Origin of the sequence: Herbiconiux sp. SALV-R1 (assembly GCF_013113715.1) — a bacterium.
GTDB lineage: Bacteria > Actinomycetota > Actinomycetes > Actinomycetales > Microbacteriaceae > Herbiconiux.
On record NZ_CP053344.1, the window covers coordinates 2,558,042 to 2,571,918 of the forward strand.

The 13,877-nt window shown below is 66.0% G+C and carries 19 protein-coding genes; 5 read left to right on the forward strand and 14 right to left on the reverse strand.

Annotated features, from left to right (window positions below):
- Positions 1-80 precede the first annotated feature (80 nt).
- The 3 genes from HL652_RS12240 to HL652_RS12250 all read left to right on the forward strand — a co-directional run bounded on the left by HL652_RS12240 (position 81) and on the right by HL652_RS12250 (position 1,516).
- Entirely contained in the window at positions 81-302 is a 222-nt protein-coding gene (locus HL652_RS12240) for a hypothetical protein (RefSeq protein WP_171705574.1), read from the forward strand.
- A gap of 26 nt (positions 303-328) precedes the next feature.
- Complete coding sequence (locus tag HL652_RS12245) at positions 329-715, forward strand: hypothetical protein (protein WP_171705575.1); 387 nt, start codon at positions 329-331, stop codon at positions 713-715.
- A 135-nt stretch (positions 716-850) separates the two neighbouring features.
- Positions 851-1,516: a hypothetical protein gene (locus HL652_RS12250; protein ID WP_171705576.1), complete on the forward strand. Its 666-nt coding sequence runs from the start codon at positions 851-853 to the stop codon at positions 1,514-1,516.
- A gap of 95 nt (positions 1,517-1,611) precedes the next feature.
- Here the strand turns inward: HL652_RS12250 and HL652_RS12255 are convergent, their stop codons facing one another.
- The 7 genes from HL652_RS12255 to HL652_RS12285 form a co-directional block, all read right to left on the reverse strand.
- A complete protein-coding gene (locus HL652_RS12255) occupies positions 1,612-2,016 on the reverse strand; it encodes a hypothetical protein (protein ID WP_171705577.1) in 405 nt (134 codons plus the stop codon).
- Entirely contained in the window at positions 2,009-2,323 is a 315-nt protein-coding gene (locus HL652_RS12260) for a hypothetical protein (protein ID WP_171705578.1), read from the reverse strand. The genes HL652_RS12255 and HL652_RS12260 overlap by 8 nt, the downstream gene beginning before the upstream one ends.
- Positions 2,324-2,414: 91 nt before the next feature.
- Entirely contained in the window at positions 2,415-2,687 is a 273-nt protein-coding gene (locus tag HL652_RS12265) for a hypothetical protein (protein WP_171705579.1), read from the reverse strand.
- On the reverse strand, positions 2,684-3,025 hold the full coding sequence (locus HL652_RS12270) for a hypothetical protein (protein ID WP_171705580.1): 342 nt from the start codon (positions 3,023-3,025) through the stop codon (positions 2,684-2,686). Before HL652_RS12270 ends, HL652_RS12265 begins: the two co-directional genes overlap by 4 nt.
- A gap of 3 nt (positions 3,026-3,028) precedes the next feature.
- A complete protein-coding gene (locus HL652_RS12275; protein WP_171705581.1) occupies positions 3,029-3,517 on the reverse strand; it encodes a hypothetical protein in 489 nt (162 codons plus the stop codon).
- Positions 3,518-3,548: 31 nt separating this feature from the next.
- Positions 3,549-4,481, reverse strand: a complete 933-nt coding sequence (locus HL652_RS12280) for a M23 family metallopeptidase (RefSeq protein ID WP_171705582.1) — start codon at positions 4,479-4,481, stop codon at positions 3,549-3,551.
- A complete protein-coding gene (locus HL652_RS12285) occupies positions 4,478-4,783 on the reverse strand; it encodes a hypothetical protein (RefSeq protein WP_171705583.1) in 306 nt (101 codons plus the stop codon). Before HL652_RS12285 ends, HL652_RS12280 begins: the two co-directional genes overlap by 4 nt.
- Positions 4,784-4,805: 22 nt before the next feature.
- Here HL652_RS12285 and HL652_RS12290 point away from each other — a divergent pair, with 22 nt between their 5' ends.
- Complete coding sequence (locus tag HL652_RS12290) at positions 4,806-5,288, forward strand: hypothetical protein (RefSeq protein WP_171705584.1); 483 nt, start codon at positions 4,806-4,808, stop codon at positions 5,286-5,288.
- A gap of 16 nt (positions 5,289-5,304) precedes the next feature.
- Here HL652_RS12290 and HL652_RS12295 read toward each other — a convergent pair whose 3' ends face one another.
- Genes HL652_RS12295 through HL652_RS12305 form a run of 3 tightly spaced genes read right to left on the reverse strand, consistent with a single transcriptional unit; the run spans position 5,305 to position 8,050 of the window.
- Complete coding sequence (locus tag HL652_RS12295) at positions 5,305-6,210, reverse strand: arabinofuranosidase catalytic domain-containing protein (RefSeq protein WP_171705585.1); 906 nt, start codon at positions 6,208-6,210, stop codon at positions 5,305-5,307.
- Positions 6,207-7,622 (reverse strand): hypothetical protein, encoded by a 1,416-nt coding sequence (locus HL652_RS12300; protein WP_171705586.1) that lies wholly within the window; start codon positions 7,620-7,622, stop codon positions 6,207-6,209. Before HL652_RS12300 ends, HL652_RS12295 begins: the two co-directional genes overlap by 4 nt.
- The gene (locus HL652_RS12305) at positions 7,622-8,050 is read right to left on the reverse strand and encodes a hypothetical protein (RefSeq protein WP_171705587.1); all 429 of its coding nucleotides are present in this window, start codon (positions 8,048-8,050) and stop codon (positions 7,622-7,624) included. The genes HL652_RS12300 and HL652_RS12305 overlap by 1 nt, the downstream gene beginning before the upstream one ends.
- A 51-nt stretch (positions 8,051-8,101) precedes the next feature.
- On the opposite strand from HL652_RS12305, the gene HL652_RS12310 reads away from it, so the two are divergent.
- A complete protein-coding gene (locus HL652_RS12310; protein ID WP_171705588.1) occupies positions 8,102-8,476 on the forward strand; it encodes a DUF732 domain-containing protein in 375 nt (124 codons plus the stop codon).
- Here the strand turns inward: HL652_RS12310 and HL652_RS12315 are convergent.
- Genes HL652_RS12315 through HL652_RS12330 form a run of 4 tightly spaced genes read right to left on the reverse strand, consistent with a single transcriptional unit; the run spans position 8,473 to position 13,862 of the window.
- Positions 8,473-9,153 carry a hypothetical protein gene (locus tag HL652_RS12315; protein WP_171705589.1) on the reverse strand — a complete coding sequence of 227 codons (681 nt, stop codon included), beginning with the start codon at positions 9,151-9,153 and terminating at the stop codon, positions 8,473-8,475. The two genes, HL652_RS12310 and HL652_RS12315, sit on opposite strands and share 4 nt — an antisense overlap.
- Positions 9,153-10,286: a hypothetical protein gene (locus HL652_RS12320; RefSeq protein WP_171705590.1), complete on the reverse strand. Its 1,134-nt coding sequence runs from the start codon at positions 10,284-10,286 to the stop codon at positions 9,153-9,155. Before HL652_RS12320 ends, HL652_RS12315 begins: the two co-directional genes overlap by 1 nt.
- Complete coding sequence (locus tag HL652_RS12325; RefSeq protein WP_171705591.1) at positions 10,279-11,061, reverse strand: hypothetical protein; 783 nt, start codon at positions 11,059-11,061, stop codon at positions 10,279-10,281. The genes HL652_RS12320 and HL652_RS12325 overlap by 8 nt, the downstream gene beginning before the upstream one ends.
- On the reverse strand, positions 11,058-13,862 hold the full coding sequence (locus tag HL652_RS12330) for a phage tail tape measure protein (protein WP_171705592.1): 2,805 nt from the start codon (positions 13,860-13,862) through the stop codon (positions 11,058-11,060). The genes HL652_RS12325 and HL652_RS12330 overlap by 4 nt, the downstream gene beginning before the upstream one ends.
- Positions 13,863-13,877 lie beyond the last annotated feature (15 nt).

Below are 13,877 nucleotides of genomic sequence, written 5' to 3' on the forward strand. Positions count from 1 at the left end.
CCCAAACGCTGCTGGCGAGAATGCCCCAAAATCCGCCACTGATAAATCCGCCTCGCCCCTACCTGAGTACGCTCGGGCGCATGCTCTTCCTCGCGCGCGGCATCGAAGACGACAACTACATGGTCGTCGAACAGGTCGATGGCATGCTCGTCGATGCGGCGTGGAGGATCGATAAGGAATGGGACGGATGGGCGGTGTCGCATGCCGACAGCAACGACGTCACGGCAGCCGCTGGGCTGCGCGGATACGGAACGCCCGAGGCGGCAGTCGACGCACTACGAGCGCTCCTCTCCCGGCCATAAGAAAAATGCACTGGTATCGTGCGTCTATGGACGACGTGGAGCCGGGGCCAGGGATTCGCCGACGCACCCTCATGGGGGCGGTGTGGGCAGCACCGGTGATCGTCGCGGCCGTCGCAGCCCCGTCCGCGGCTGCATCGGGCAGTTATCGGATCAGCGTTCGTGACGCTTGGCAGGTAGGCCCGAGGAATGCTTCGACAGCCGTGATCACGGGTTACGTGTTCCTCCGAGCAGACCGGACAACGCCGGCATCCGGAGTCGCGCTAACCATCACTGTGTTGCCGGTCGGGACAGTGGGACTGACCACCACGAGCGACGACGGGTTCTTCATCACTCGCATCGACACCGGCACGAGACAGCTCACCTACCAGGTAGTCGCATCCGACGGATCGAAGGTCACGGGCGCGCTTCGTTAGGCAAGGCCGCATGCGGGCGCTCGGAGGGTTTCGCTCACTGCGGGATGCGGTCGAGTCGCCACAAGTCTTCCTGACGCGGGAGAGCCCCCTATGGCGCTGTCGCCAAGCACGTTCGTGACCACTACCATCTGCCGTATGAGCCCGAAGAAGATCGAACCGTCGCTCGAGGACTTCATCAAACTTGTGCTGGATTTACGCTCGAAGCCAGACGCTGACATCGCCATCATCGGGGGATCGTTTCTCGATATCGCCCTGCAACAGGCGCTCTTGGCGAGGTTCGTCGAACTCACCGACAAAGAGAAAGGCGATCTGTTCTTCCTCGCGAACGGGCCCCTCTTCGATCTGGGCTCGAAAATCGGCGTCGCGTACGCGTTGAACGTGATCTCGCGCGGCGTGCGGGACGACTTAGTCACGATCGCGAGGCTCCGGAACCGTTTAGCGCACCGGATGGAGGACTTGGACGCCAACTCGCCCAGCATCCGGAACGAGCTCTCGAAGCTCGCTGTGTGGAAGGACCCGTGGACCCATGTTCCTGGCACGAAGATGCGACATGGTGGTGAAGGCTTCATCTTTGAGGGCCAGTACTTTCTCCTCCAAACGACGCACGTAATTGCCAGTGACCCGGACGACTACATTCTGTTCTTTGTCCCGGGTGCTGGCGACGATGTAGCCAGCGATCCTAGGCTCATCCTTCTCCACGGCATCTGGTCATGCCTCTACGCGATCATGGTCACCGCGCTCAGGAACTGGAATGGCTTCGAGTACACCGAAGGCGTCGACGGGGCTCCGTCGGGCGAGTAAGGTCGGGCCGCTCAGGGCGAATCTCGCGGGCAAACACGAAAGCGCCCCCGCACCCTCTCCGAAGAGAAGATGCGGGGGCGCTGAGCATTCGCTAGCTATTCGCGGGTAGCGTCGTGCGCGATCGCGTCTACCAACTTATCCATCGACGGTCGACGTATGAGCTTCACAAGGCTAACGACCAACCAGACACCTCCCGCGATAGTGCTAACGATGAAGATACCGCGCCAGGCCTGTCCCGGTAGTGCCAGGAAGTCACTGAAGGTAGCCGTCATCACGGTGATGAGGAAGGTCAGGAAGACTCCAAGCACCGCCAGGAACTCACCAGTGGGCACGTAACGAGGCAGCTCGCGTCGCAGAGCGAGTTCTACCTTGTCTCGGGTCGTCACAAGAACCTCCTGGTCGACGTTGCGGGAAACGCTTGACGCTCGGATAGTCAATGCGTCGAAGTTGACTTGTTCGCGTTCAACCCGTAATTCTTCAGGTCGATCGGGCTCATCCATTTGACTTCGCCTCATCGGTGATGCCCATGAGACCGAGCGCTCCCAATGCGTGCTGGTAGATCGCACCGCAGTTTGAGCATGCCACCACGACTACCGGCGCACTCTGTTCCTCGATTCGCCCGCCTATAGACTCAGCCAGCGTCTGGAGCTGGACATACGACAGCCTGGGGAATATCCCTAAGTGCTCCGATCCACAACGGGAACAGGGTCGCATCGCACCGCGCTCAGCCAACACGTCCCTAATACGCTCGCGGGCGAGTTCGTCAAGCAAACCAGACGGATCGTCGAACTGTTTCTCCCCAGCCATGCCGAGAGTATGACAGTAAACGGGTGGTGGCCCCATTCGTAATTGCTGAGTTTTCCTAGCCTCGGCGTCGCAGCGGAGCGATCCGACATGGTCAGGTCGCGTGCTTGCCCTTCGAGTAGACGACCGGGGACTTGGCGAGCCCGAGGAGCCAGCCGAGCTTCGGAGTGACGTACGTCTCCAGGATTCGCACTGCGACGTAGTACAGACCGGAGAATGCGAGGGTGAGCGCAGAACCGAGAAGCGGCTCGAATTCGGGGTCGAGGGTGATGCCGCGGCCGACGAGGAACGCGACGACGGCACCGACGATGATGGGGACGAGGGTGCGGACAATGGATGCCCAGAGGGCGGTGAGAGCGGTGTTCACGAGGTCTCCTTCGTTGGGGCGGTTGCCGGTTCGGCCGGCCGCGGTGGGATCTTCTTGAGATCGGGCCACTTCGGGATGATGCTGGCGAGCCCGTTCTCGATGAGCAGCCGGCGCAGCTCGGAGACGTGCTCGGCGAGGATGCGCCGGTTCATGGCCTCGGTCTCGGCGCGGTCGTACTCGTAGTCCCGCTGGGCGACGAGGTCGTTCTTGCGGCGGGACTCCTTCGCGGAGACGCCGTTGCGGACGAGGGTGACGACGGAGACGATCTCGCGCGCGAACACGCCGAATCCGCCGGCCCCCACGACGGCGACGATCAGGGCGACGAGGTTGATCTCCATGCGTTACTCCTTCCGGGGAGCAACGTTCGACGTTCTCCTCCTCAGTGCGTCGGCGAGCCGGGACTGGAAGTCCTTGTGCGACGGGTCGCTGCCGAAGATCTGCAGTTCGACGTAGCGGCGGAGCATCATGAGCATCGCGATGAACACGAGGACGGACGCGACGGCGGCGGTGACAGAGGTGAATGCGGTGCGGCCGAGAACCACGAAGTAGATCAGGATGCCGACCACGGCGGCGACGTCGGCGGGGGTCTCGAGTATCCAGTACCTCGAGACCCTACCGACGAAGCCAAGCGCCCCGCCGACGAGGAGGAATCCAGACCACACGGGCACGAGCCATTCCCACCCGGCGAGCTCGGTTGTGACCGTGTTCGGGGTGAAGATCAGCGCGTAGACGCCGCCAAGGAAGACGGCGCCGTAGACGATGATGTCGATGATTCGGATGAGCGCTTCGAGCCTGCGCCGCTTCGTCGGGTCGATGGGATACTTGTCCATCGCGGGTTCCCCTCTCGGGATCAAGAGGGGGTCAGACGGAGACGGGTTCGAGGCCGAGCTCGAGGCGGGTCTTGTTCGCCTGGGCGATGAGCCAGGTGAACAGCTCACCCGGGATCACGGTCTCGCCGGGGTTGTCCTCCGTGCTGCGCTCGAGGAGGCCGAGCTGCACGAGCTTCTCGCGGTCCTCGCCGAGGAGGTGGCGGATATAGCCGGTGGCTATGCTGATCGCCCACTGGCCGGGGGTGTCCTCGACGCGATAGGCGATGAAGCCTCCGCGGACGGCGGTCGCGATGACCTGGTCGAGGCGGCCCACGATTGCCTGGAACAGCATCCCGTCCTGGTGCAGGGCGGGGGCCTTCGCGATCGCGTCGTCGACGTCGCCGCGCACGATCGTCTGCAGGCTCTTCGGCTGCTTGACGGTGGCGGGGTTGAGGAACGCGTCGAACACGGCCTGGGTGGCGTCGCGCTTGATGCGGGCGAACTCTTCTTCGGTGATGGGCATGTCTTCCTCCGGGGTGATGGGGGTGGCGTTGCCGCCCGATGCGTAGGCGGACCCGAACGGGGCGCCGCGTGCGGCCATGAAGCCGCGGGGATCGACGGGCGAGTCGTACGCCGCCGAGGTGTGGGTTTCGAAGTGCACGTGGGTGCCGGTAGATGCGCCCGTGGTGCCGGCGCGGGCGATGTGCTCGTGGTCGCCGACGTTGCCGGAGCCGCGCACGATCGAGGTGTTGTGGAAGTACTTCGTCTTCGACCCGTCCGGGTGGTTGATGTGGACGGAGTTGCCCTCGCCGCCGTTGTAGCCGGAGAAGGACACCCATCCGGCCGACGCGGAGTAGACGGGCTGGTTGGTGTAGGCGCTGAGGTCGATGCCGCGGTGGAGGCGGCGGTCGCCGTAGATGGGGTGGGTGCGCCATCCGAACTCGTCGGTGACGCGGGGGTTGTCGACAGGCCATGACCAGGTCATCGCTTCGTCCTCCAGTCCGGGTCGATCTCGTCGTAGGGCGGGAGGGTGTCGACGATGACACCGTCGGCGGTATCGACGAGCACGGCGTCGAAGTCGGCGTCCGTGGAGGCGGCGTCGATGTCCGTGCGCTGGTAGAACACCTCGACGCCCACGAATCGGTCGGTGCCGCCGACCTCGCGGGCGAACGCGATGATGCGGGCGTTCTGCGCCTGTCCCTGCTCGAAACCGTCGTCGGTGCCGTTGAGGGAGCCGTCGTGCTCGAGGCTGAGGCGGTGTGTCAGATCGGGGATGGTGTACTTCATGCCGAACTCCTAGAGTCGTGGGATGTTGACTGCTGAACTGTTCTGGGGCACTGCGATCGCCGCCTTCTTCGGCTCTCTGGCGGCCGCGGCGATCGCTTTCTACGGACAGTGGCTCGCAAGTCGCGCCAGGGCGCGCAGCGAAGTCCTCGACGCGATCGCTGCGCACATTCGTCGGCTGTGGGACTACCAGCTGGCGTACCGGAAGTCGCAACTCGACGGGGCCGCCAACGGGGCGACGAACAAGGGGCAGTTCGCCCCCGTCAAGCCACCCATCGACGACGTCCTGGTGGTCATCGAGAAAGCCCGAGGCCCGTTTCTTTTCACAGGGCGTGCACGTCTGGACAAGCTCTACGAGCGGGTGCGTATCAGCGGGATGGATCAGTCGGACGGGAAGAGCATCGGTGGTTGGGATGTCGAGGCCCAGCAGCTACGCAAGTTGGCCCGCTCCTACGCTCGCGGTGAATCTCTCGGGACGACAGAGTCGAATGGAGCGAGCGGAGCCTGAGCGGGGCGGGCGACGGTCAGAGCCCGTAGGCGGAATTCTGCGATGCGGCGATCAGCGAGAGCTCGTCGGCGGACCACACCTTGCGGGCTCCGATCAGTTCGCCGATCGCGCCCGACCAGCCAGTGCCGGTCGTGGAGGGCGCCCCGATGTAGTGCTGGGTGAAGGAGTGAGCTCCGGCGCGGGTGTAGGCGACGTCTGCGAGGTCGGTGCCGCGCACACGCTTCTTCCACACGGTGCCGGTGTCCCGGACCACGAACCGGGATGCGGTGGCGGCGGGGAACGCGTCGGGGTCCTCGTTCACGGTGCCGGCCGCGAGCTCGAACGTACCGGCCTCGTTCCGCACCGCACCGGTCAGTGTGTAGGAGGTCGCCTGCTGCCCGTACACGAACTGGGAGGTGCCCGCGCCCCGCTCCATACCCAGCACCGCGAGCTGACCGGTGTGAAGCCCCGTGACGGCCACGACGGACGCCCCACCAGCCCCGTACAGGTCCGCAGACGCGCCGACGAGCACCTGCCGTGCACTGGACCCGCCCGAGAAGCGCACCACGGGGATGCCGTTGATGGTCGACACGGTGCCGGCGACGCAGATGCTCGGCTGCAGCGCCGTGGTGGGCTGGGCGGCGTGGCGGCCGTTGCCGGACTGGTCGTACCAGATCGACACGAACACGTCGCCACCGAGCGACCACGATGCGATCTCCGCTGCCATGTTCGCGGAGGCGTCGAAGTCACGTTCGGCGTTGTCGACCGCGCGCCGCAGCTTCATGATGTGCCCGGTGTACGCGGTGGCGAGACGGCGTGCGCTGAACGCCCACCCGATGCTGCTGAGTCCGTCGAGGAGGGGCAGGTTCAGGGGCGGGGTGGTGCTGCCGGCGTCGGAGAAGCGGATGCCGTCGAGCTTGACGACCTGCTGCGTGATGGTCACGGGAGGAGTCCCTTCGTGGTGATGAAGTCAGCGGTGATCTGCGCCCACGCCTGGTAGACCTCGGGCTTGAAGTGGGTCTGGTCGGTGGCGGCGTTGCCGTTGTAGAGCCGCTTCGGAATCCACCCCTGCCCGGTATCGATGGCGTCTTGCGCGTCGGCCGGGAGGCCGAGGTACGCGACGGCGTTCTCGTGCATCCACCGGTTCAGGTCGAAGCAGTTGTTCGGCCACTTCGCCAGGCGCCGGTTGTTCTCCGCGTCGATGAGGAGTCGCTGCGGTTCCCCTGTGCGCTCCGCGGAGATGTACCGGGTGGTGATCGTGAACACCACGAACCGGTTGTGACCGAGTGACTGCACTGCCGCATTGAGATCCGCTGCGACGTATGCCCAGGAGCCCTCTTCGACGGCGTACGGGTTGTTCCGGCCGCCGTCGAAGATGGTGAGCGTTCGTCGCAGCGCCTCCGGGGCAGAGGGCACGAACCCGGCACCGCGCTTCATCGGCACCGCGGACCCGGCCGTGTAGCGGGTGAAGTCCCATCCCCCGGTGCCAGTGCGCTGAGTCAGGAACCCGTCGACCCGTTGCCCGGATGCGCCGAGGAAGTAGCCGTGCCAGACGTAGTCATTCGACCCGATCGAGAACGCGTTCGACCCCCGAGCTGGGGCGACACGCGTCAGAGTGTGCGGGCCGACCGTGCCGGGGAGGCTGTCGCCGGGGAAGTCGAAGTGCACCCGAAGACCACCGGCACCGAGCGCGATGTGCTCCATCCGCATACCCGACTTGCCCGCGTTATGGGCAGGCACGCCGAGGTTGATGCCGAGCAGGTTGATGAAGTCGGTGCCGACCGTCTCCATCAGCGAGTCGCCCCACCCGGTGACGGCACGGTTCACGAACGTGTCGGCGGCGGAGGCGGCCCCCATGCGGATGCGCAGCCTGTCGACGTTCTGCTGCAGGAACATGCCGTCCGGGCCGATCGCGTCGTCGGCGGGCACGTTGTTCGCATCGAGGTGACCTGCGATCATCAGGCCGGCGGGGATCTGCACAACGCCCTGGGCCTCGGAGATGTGCTGGATGGTGTGGGGGAAGAATCTCCCGTTCGGGCCGATCGCGTCGTCAGCGGGGCGGCCGTCGGCATCAACGTGCCCAGCGACCATCTGCTCGGCCACGGGCACAACACCTCGAGCGACACCGGAGTCATCGAGCGCTGCCTGCACAACGATCGGTGCCTGTGTGGCGATCGCCGACGCGATCATCGGCCCGATGGTGGGGTTACTCGCGAGCGCGTTCGCCAGCAGCGGGTTGAAGATAGCGACTGCTGCGAGGTAGGTCTTTGTCCCCTCAGTGCCCAGCAGCAGCGCGTTTGCGACATCCGATAGGGCCCGGAGCTCGAACGGTGCGCTGATCTTGAACGCGGGCATCAGAACTCCCTCACTTGGGCGGTGGCGGGGTCGGTTGCGAGGTTCACCCACATGTAGCCGGAGAACCAGTCAGGCCATGGCCCCATCCCTGAGCCCCAGGTAGTCGTGGGGCCGAGGTCGGCGAGGGCCATGAGGTCGGCAAGGGTGCCGCTCTCCTCAGGGATGGAGAAGGGGCCGAGCTCGAAGTGGGAGTCGTCCCCGAGCCACTCGCCGACGAGCTTGACCTGTGTGAACGGGGTGAGGCCGATCGTGGTAGCGAGAGTGAGGGTCACGTCACCGTTGGACTCGATCTCCGCGACCGAGGAGCCAGCGTACGCATTGCCGTCGACGTCGACACCGGCGCGGACGAGCCTGGCCGTGATCTTCGGGTAGCGGCCGGGTCGGGGCTCAATGCCCACGGTCTTGAGGTTCCCGGTGAAGGTGGGCAATGCAATCTCCTGGGGTTTTAATCGACGAGCGTCGCCGCTACACTTCGGGGCATGAGAAAGCTCGGGGGAATTGCGGTTCTGGCCGTGGCGCTACTGCTCGCTGGATGCTCGGGCAGCCCGTCGGAGTCCGAGCAAGACTTGAACGGGGATCAAGACAGGGCTGCGGCAACGCCAACGCCGACAGAGCCAGGAGATCTGACCGACGACTACACGCCGGACCAGCTATTTCTCGCGATCATGGATCGCTATTGGCAGGGTGAAGGGCACCCGGACGATGCCACGCTGATCACAGCAGGAAAGAACGTCTGCGCCCAGTTGGAGAGCGGTGCGACCCGAGAGAGCATCGTTGTGATCGAAGGCGACAACACCAACAACGGTGAGGTTGTGAACTACGCTCCCCAGGCTTACTGCCCGGAGCTTCGCTAGAGCGCTACCACTACTTCCTTTGTGGCCGGGTCCTGCCAGAGCACACCGCTCGGGACGCCCGCTACCGGAGCCACAGACAAGCCATTGCTGTAGAGGCGTTCGTTGATGAGGACGTCGTCCTGGAAGTCGGTGGCGCCTCGTACGACCGTTCCGGTGCCCGTGATCGAGAAGGACGTCGAGCCCACCAGGAGTGTGACTGCCCCGGGGCCCACGGTGACGTTTGCATTCGCGGCTGCCAGCCGAAGGCCATAGGTTCCGCCCGTGATCTCAGTGCCATTCGCGAAGAGAATGGCACCGTTCTCGAGCGTGAACGGGACTGGGCCGTCGATGATGATGCGGCCGCCCGCTGCCACCACCATGTCGTTCAGCAGGGTGGTGAGCCCCTGCAGGACGGTTTCGGCGGACACGGTGAGGTCGTCAATGATGGAGACGGTGCCGCCGATGACGGTGTTGCCCTCGACCTCGAGCGAGTAGGTGATGTGCACGTTGCCGTCGAAGAGGGCGTCGCCGTGCCACTCCTGCTTCGCGCCGGCCTCACCGACCAGGTAGCCGCCGAAGAACTTCACCAGGCCCTGGTTGATGCCCGAGGACTCCAGGGGCTTCATCTTCGCGAGCTTCCGCACCTGGCGTGCCTGGCGAACATCGAGGGAGTCGCGGAGGTTGTTCCGTCGGACCATCAGGCGGCCTCCTGCCTCTGACCCTCGATCGACACCACCGGGGTGAGGTCCCCGGAGACGCCCATGCAGATGAGGTCGTTGCGGTCGTCGAGCCACTTGGAGCCCGGGGTCCACAGCCGCACCGGCGACCCCGGCAGTGCACCCTCGTCGCCGGTCGAGCTGTTCCGCGCGAACCATGCGGACGCGTGGGTGTCGAACGTGAGCTGCGAGGTGGGCTCGTCGTGGGCATCGCGCTCCGCCTCCGCGTGGGCGCGGAGCACGTTGAGGTCGCTGATGTCTTTGTAGTCCTCGTTCGTGACATCCAGCGAGGGGACACCGCCCGGCACCGCCACGGTGGCGGCTTCTCCGTGCGGGAGGAGGATGCCGGATCCGTCGCCGAGGGTGAAGACGCCGGTGACCATCTCCTGGCCCTCGCCGTCGTCGCGGACGTTCCAGGCGTCGGGCTCGGCCACGTTGGCGTGGTACTCGCGCATCGGCCCGGTGAGCGCCGGTGCGCCGAGGCGGATGTTCCACTCGCGGCGGTTGGCCGGGGTCCACCTGGGTTGGAAGTGTACGTCGGGCCCGTTCTTGGTGTCCTGGATCTCGGAGAGGAGCTGCTCGGCATCTTGGAAGGCGTAGTTCCAGTACTCGCGCCGTTCGGGCCCGAAGTCGGGCAGGAATGCCGGGAAGTAGAACGGCAGGTCCCATACGGCTGAGAGGCCGCCCTGGGTGGCGTACCAGATGATCTGGTAGGCCAGCCCGGGCAGGGAGCGGTTCTCGAGGATGCGGGTGCCGAACTCGTACGTGCCGACGCCAAAGAGGAGGCGGCGGGCAAGGATGCTGCGGATCTCGGCCGTGGCAACGGTGAGCTCTTCTGTGTCCTCGTTCCAGTGCCACCCCATGATGACGCCCGAGTACTGCAGGCGGCCGTTCCAGTCGAGGTCGATCGTGTTCTGCCACGGGCGGATGAGCTCGTGCCAGTCCGAGCGCGAGTACTCCGACGGGCCGAGGTGGAACGTGTGCTGTCCGGTGTCGATGCCATTCATGCGAGTCGCCCACCGGCACGACGACGGGGCCTCCATCTCGAGCATCGGGGCAAGGATGCTCCCGGACTGGGTGGCGGTGATGAGGGTGGTGTAGACCTCGTCAGACATAGGTGGGTGGCACCTCCACGGAGAACCCTCCGGTTCCGCCGCGGAGGTCGATGAACGTCTCGGTCACCGGGATGAGGTGGTGAGGCTGGATCACCCACCGGTCGAAACGCTCGATGCCGCCGATGACGGGGCGGCCGTCGACCCAGTGCTTCCCGGTCCTCGTGCAGAACGTGTGGGGATGACCTGGGGTCACCGGTGTCGAGACGCGGTAGCGGGATGCGCCGGCGCCGAGCTCGTACCCGTTCGGCATGTCGCCGGCGATCGTGTAGACGGGGAGTGCTGGGAAGTTGCCGCGGTTGAACACCTCCACCGAGGTCGCGGTGCCTTCTGTGGGGAATCGCTCGGCCTGCCCGTACTTGCGAGGGTCTGCCGCCCACATCTGCAGCTGGTAGCGGGCGACTGAGCCGTAGGTTTCAATCGCCCACGATGCCCGCTCGAGGCGCACGTAGGCATGCAGGGTGAGGCCCTGGTGGTCGACGACCATGCGGTCGCGCTGCCCGTCCGGAATGATGCCCGTGACGGCGTTACGGAGTGCCTGCTGCGACTCCGGAGACGCGCTCCCGGCCAGGCCGCCGAACACCACCAGGCGGGACGACTGGAAGCCGCGAAGGTCATATGATCCGTGCGCTTGCGCGTACTCGATCGCGGCCCGCCGCATCTCCCCGTTGTCGTCCCACCCCGCGAAGTCCTTGCCATCGATCGAGAGTTCGACGTCACCCTCTCCACCGTCAAAGACGAGGGTGCTGGAGTCGAATCGGATCTGGGTGTCGGTCATCGCTGCACTTTCCGTTCGAATTGGGCCAGCGACAGCGTCGACCGGGCGATGCCGTACGCGTCCAGCCCGGGGCCTGGCTGGATCGTCGGGGCGTAGGTGAACGCGTCGGTCGACTGCGACGACACCTGGGTGCCGTACTGCATCGGCGCCGACTGCCACGCACCGAGACGACGGCCGGCCTCAGCCCAGATGCCACGGTTGCGGGACTCCTGACCCCGCCGACCAGAGATGTATGCTTCCCACCCGGTCTCGGGCTCGGCGAACTTGTGGATCGCGCCCTTGCGGCCGGCGTAGATGCCGGTCGGGAACCCACCGTTCGCGTAGGCGTGCAGGCCGCCATTCGCGTTCGCGAAGCTCCCGCCGCCGCCACCGCGGGGGGCGAGCGGATCGAAGTCCGGGTTGTAGAACGGGCTGTCGACAGTCACGCCCACGGACGTCTGCCGGGGCCTCTCGACCTCGTTGAGCAGCGCCAGGATCTCCTGCGCTTTGGCCATGGCCTCGTCGACGCCGTTGAGGGTCACCTGGGTGGTGATCTGCTCGGGCGTCTGCATGAGCTGGTCGACGTAGCCCCACGCAGCCTCATCAGTGTCGAAGAACTGGCGGGCCTGGTCGTAGAGCGCCTGCCGGCCCTCGTTGAGCTTCCCGATCAGTTCGTCCTGCGACCCGGTCGTCTCGAATGTGACCGCGGCCATCTCGTTCGCGGCGTCCGCGATGTCGAGCAGCGCCGCCATGTTGTCTCGGCCCGCCTGAGTGGTCAGGTCGAGGGACCGCTCGAAGCCGTCCTTCCCGAACAGCTCCTTGGCGTCGTCGACGGACTGGTAGAACGCCGACGTCGTCGAGATCGCGTTGGAGATCGCGTCGTCGTAGCCGCGCACCGAGTCGGCGAGGTCATCGAGGTTCTGCGAGGCGACCTCGGCCGCGCTCGTGACGTTCTCGATACCGTCGGCGGCCTCAGTTGAGGCCCCTCCGATCTCGCCGAGTGCGAGCGCGACGAGGGTCTGCTGGTCAGCCGACAGTCCTGCGGCGCTGGCTTGTGCGCGCAGGGCCTCCTTGTAGGCCGGCATGCGGTTCAGGAGCTCGTTGATGGAGCGGTCGGAGCCGTCGGTCTTGTCGACGAGCAGCTGGAAGGCTTCGACGGCCTCGGTGGGGTCGGTAGCGGCGACCTGCGCGAGGGTCTCGCCGATGCGATTCAGCGCGACGTTGAGGTCGTTGGTGCCATCGGTGCCGTGCGCGAAGGTCGCGAACCAGTTCTCGCTGGTGTCGGCGAGGTTGTTCAGCATGCCCTGGAAGTCGTCGATGACGCTCACGCCGGTGACGAGCTCGCTCGGGCTCTTCAGGATGCCCTGCAGCCCGTCGGCGATGAGGTCGTTGGCGTCGGTCGCGGTGATCGCAGTGTTCTTCAGCTGCTCGTCGGTTGCCTCGAGCTTCTCGAGGAGGGTGTTGAGCAGGTCGATGCCGATGACGATGCCGGCGCCGACCGCAGCGCCCTTCGTGACGGCGCCGAGAGCGCGGGCTGTGCGCTGCGCGGTCGGACCGAGGTCAGCGAGCGCCGTCTTGTACTCGGCGATCTTGGGCACCCCGACCATGAAGGCGCCGTACGCCAGCGAAGCTGCCCCGGTGACGACGCCGATGGCGAGGCCAGTGCTCTGAAGCGGCTGAGGAAGGTCGTTGAAGCGGTCGACGGTGTCCGTTGCCGACTGGGCGAGGAACCGCAGGAGGTCGTTCGCGGCGGAACCAGCCTGGATGAGGCCGGTGTCGATGGCGCCGGTGAGCTGCTCGACGTCGCCCTTCAGGTTGTCGAGGCGCATCGCCGCGGTGTCCGAGGCGTAGCCGCTGTCGTTGACGGCGTCAGTCCACTCGGTGACCCCGGTGGCGCCCTCTTTGTAGAGGGCGGTCGCTGCGGTGATGGTCTCCCGGCCGAAGATGACGCCCATCGATGCCAGGCGCGCCTGGTCATCCATCGTGGCGTACGCCCGCGACAGCTCCCCCGCCGCGTTGGTGAGGCCAAGGAACTTCCCGTTGGAGTCGAAGAGAGTGAGGTTGAGTCGCTCGATCTCCTTGCCCGCCAGCGACGACGGCGACGTGAGCGAGGCTATGACGCCGCGGAGCGAGGTGCCGGCCTGCTCCCCGAGGATGCCCTGCTGTGCGAACAGCGCCAGCACGCCGGCGGTCTCGTCAAGGGAGATACCGATGGACGCGGCGACGGGGCCGACGAACTTCATCGCCTGGGCCAGGTCGTCGACGGAACCCATCGCTTTCCCGGCACCGGCAGCCAGGACGTCAGCGACATGTGCGGCGTCGGAGCCGCGGAGGCTGAACTGCTGCAGGGTGGTCGCGGAGATCTCCGCTGCGCGCGCGACGCCGAGGCCGCCGGCTGCGGCGAGGTCGAGGGAGCCGGTGAGGGCTCCCCCGACGATGTCGCCGGTCGAGATGCCCGCCTTCGCGAGCTCGTCGATCGCGTTCGCGGACTCCGTCGCCGAGAACACCGTCGCAGCACCGGCCTCGAGCGCGGCGTCGCGGAGGAGACCCATGTTGCCGGCGGTCTCGTGCGTCGAGGCCTGCACGTAGGACATCGACTGGTCGAAGGTCGCGAAGCTCGACACCGCGAGCCCCACCCCGAACGCGACGGCTGCACCAAACGCGAGGGCACTGCGCCCGATGGTCTCGAACGACTGCCGCTTCTGCGCCAGCTTCTCGAGCTCCGACCCGGTCTCGCGGACCTCTTTTCGGGCCTGCTGCAAGCCGTTGATGAAGCCGGTGGCCTGAGCGAGGAGGGAGACCTTGACGGTGCGGTCGGTCATCAAAGGCCTCCCGCC

Bases quoted from the DNA above. Each gene is read 5' to 3' on its own strand.
- HL652_RS12325 (WP_171705591.1), bottom strand. From the start codon at position 11,061: ATGACCGACACCCAGATCCGATTCGACTCCAGCACCCTCGTCTTTGAC.
- HL652_RS12285 (WP_171705583.1), bottom strand. From the start codon at position 4,783: ATGAAGTACACCATCCCCGATCTGACACACCGCCTCAGCCTCGAGCAC.
- HL652_RS12240 (WP_171705574.1), top strand. From the start codon at position 81: ATGCTCTTCCTCGCGCGCGGCATCGAAGACGACAACTACATGGTCGTC.
- HL652_RS12270 (WP_171705580.1), bottom strand. From the start codon at position 3,025: ATGGAGATCAACCTCGTCGCCCTGATCGTCGCCGTCGTGGGGGCCGGC.
- HL652_RS12300 (WP_171705586.1), bottom strand. From the start codon at position 7,622: ATGCCCGCGTTCAAGATCAGCGCACCGTTCGAGCTCCGGGCCCTATCG.
- HL652_RS12290 (WP_171705584.1), top strand. From the start codon at position 4,806: ATGTTGACTGCTGAACTGTTCTGGGGCACTGCGATCGCCGCCTTCTTC.
- HL652_RS12260 (WP_171705578.1), bottom strand. From the start codon at position 2,323: ATGGCTGGGGAGAAACAGTTCGACGATCCGTCTGGTTTGCTTGACGAA.
- HL652_RS12310 (WP_171705588.1), top strand. From the start codon at position 8,102: ATGAGAAAGCTCGGGGGAATTGCGGTTCTGGCCGTGGCGCTACTGCTC.
- HL652_RS12315 (WP_171705589.1), bottom strand. From the start codon at position 9,153: ATGGTCCGACGGAACAACCTCCGCGACTCCCTCGATGTTCGCCAGGCA.
- HL652_RS12320 (WP_171705590.1), bottom strand. From the start codon at position 10,286: ATGTCTGACGAGGTCTACACCACCCTCATCACCGCCACCCAGTCCGGG.
- HL652_RS12275 (WP_171705581.1), bottom strand. From the start codon at position 3,517: ATGGACAAGTATCCCATCGACCCGACGAAGCGGCGCAGGCTCGAAGCG.
- HL652_RS12255 (WP_171705577.1), bottom strand. From the start codon at position 2,016: ATGGATGAGCCCGATCGACCTGAAGAATTACGGGTTGAACGCGAACAA.
- HL652_RS12280 (WP_171705582.1), bottom strand. From the start codon at position 4,481: ATGACCTGGTCATGGCCTGTCGACAACCCCCGCGTCACCGACGAGTTC.
- HL652_RS12330 (WP_171705592.1), bottom strand. From the start codon at position 13,862: ATGACCGACCGCACCGTCAAGGTCTCCCTCCTCGCTCAGGCCACCGGC.
- HL652_RS12250 (WP_171705576.1), top strand. From the start codon at position 851: ATGAGCCCGAAGAAGATCGAACCGTCGCTCGAGGACTTCATCAAACTT.
- HL652_RS12245 (WP_171705575.1), top strand. From the start codon at position 329: ATGGACGACGTGGAGCCGGGGCCAGGGATTCGCCGACGCACCCTCATG.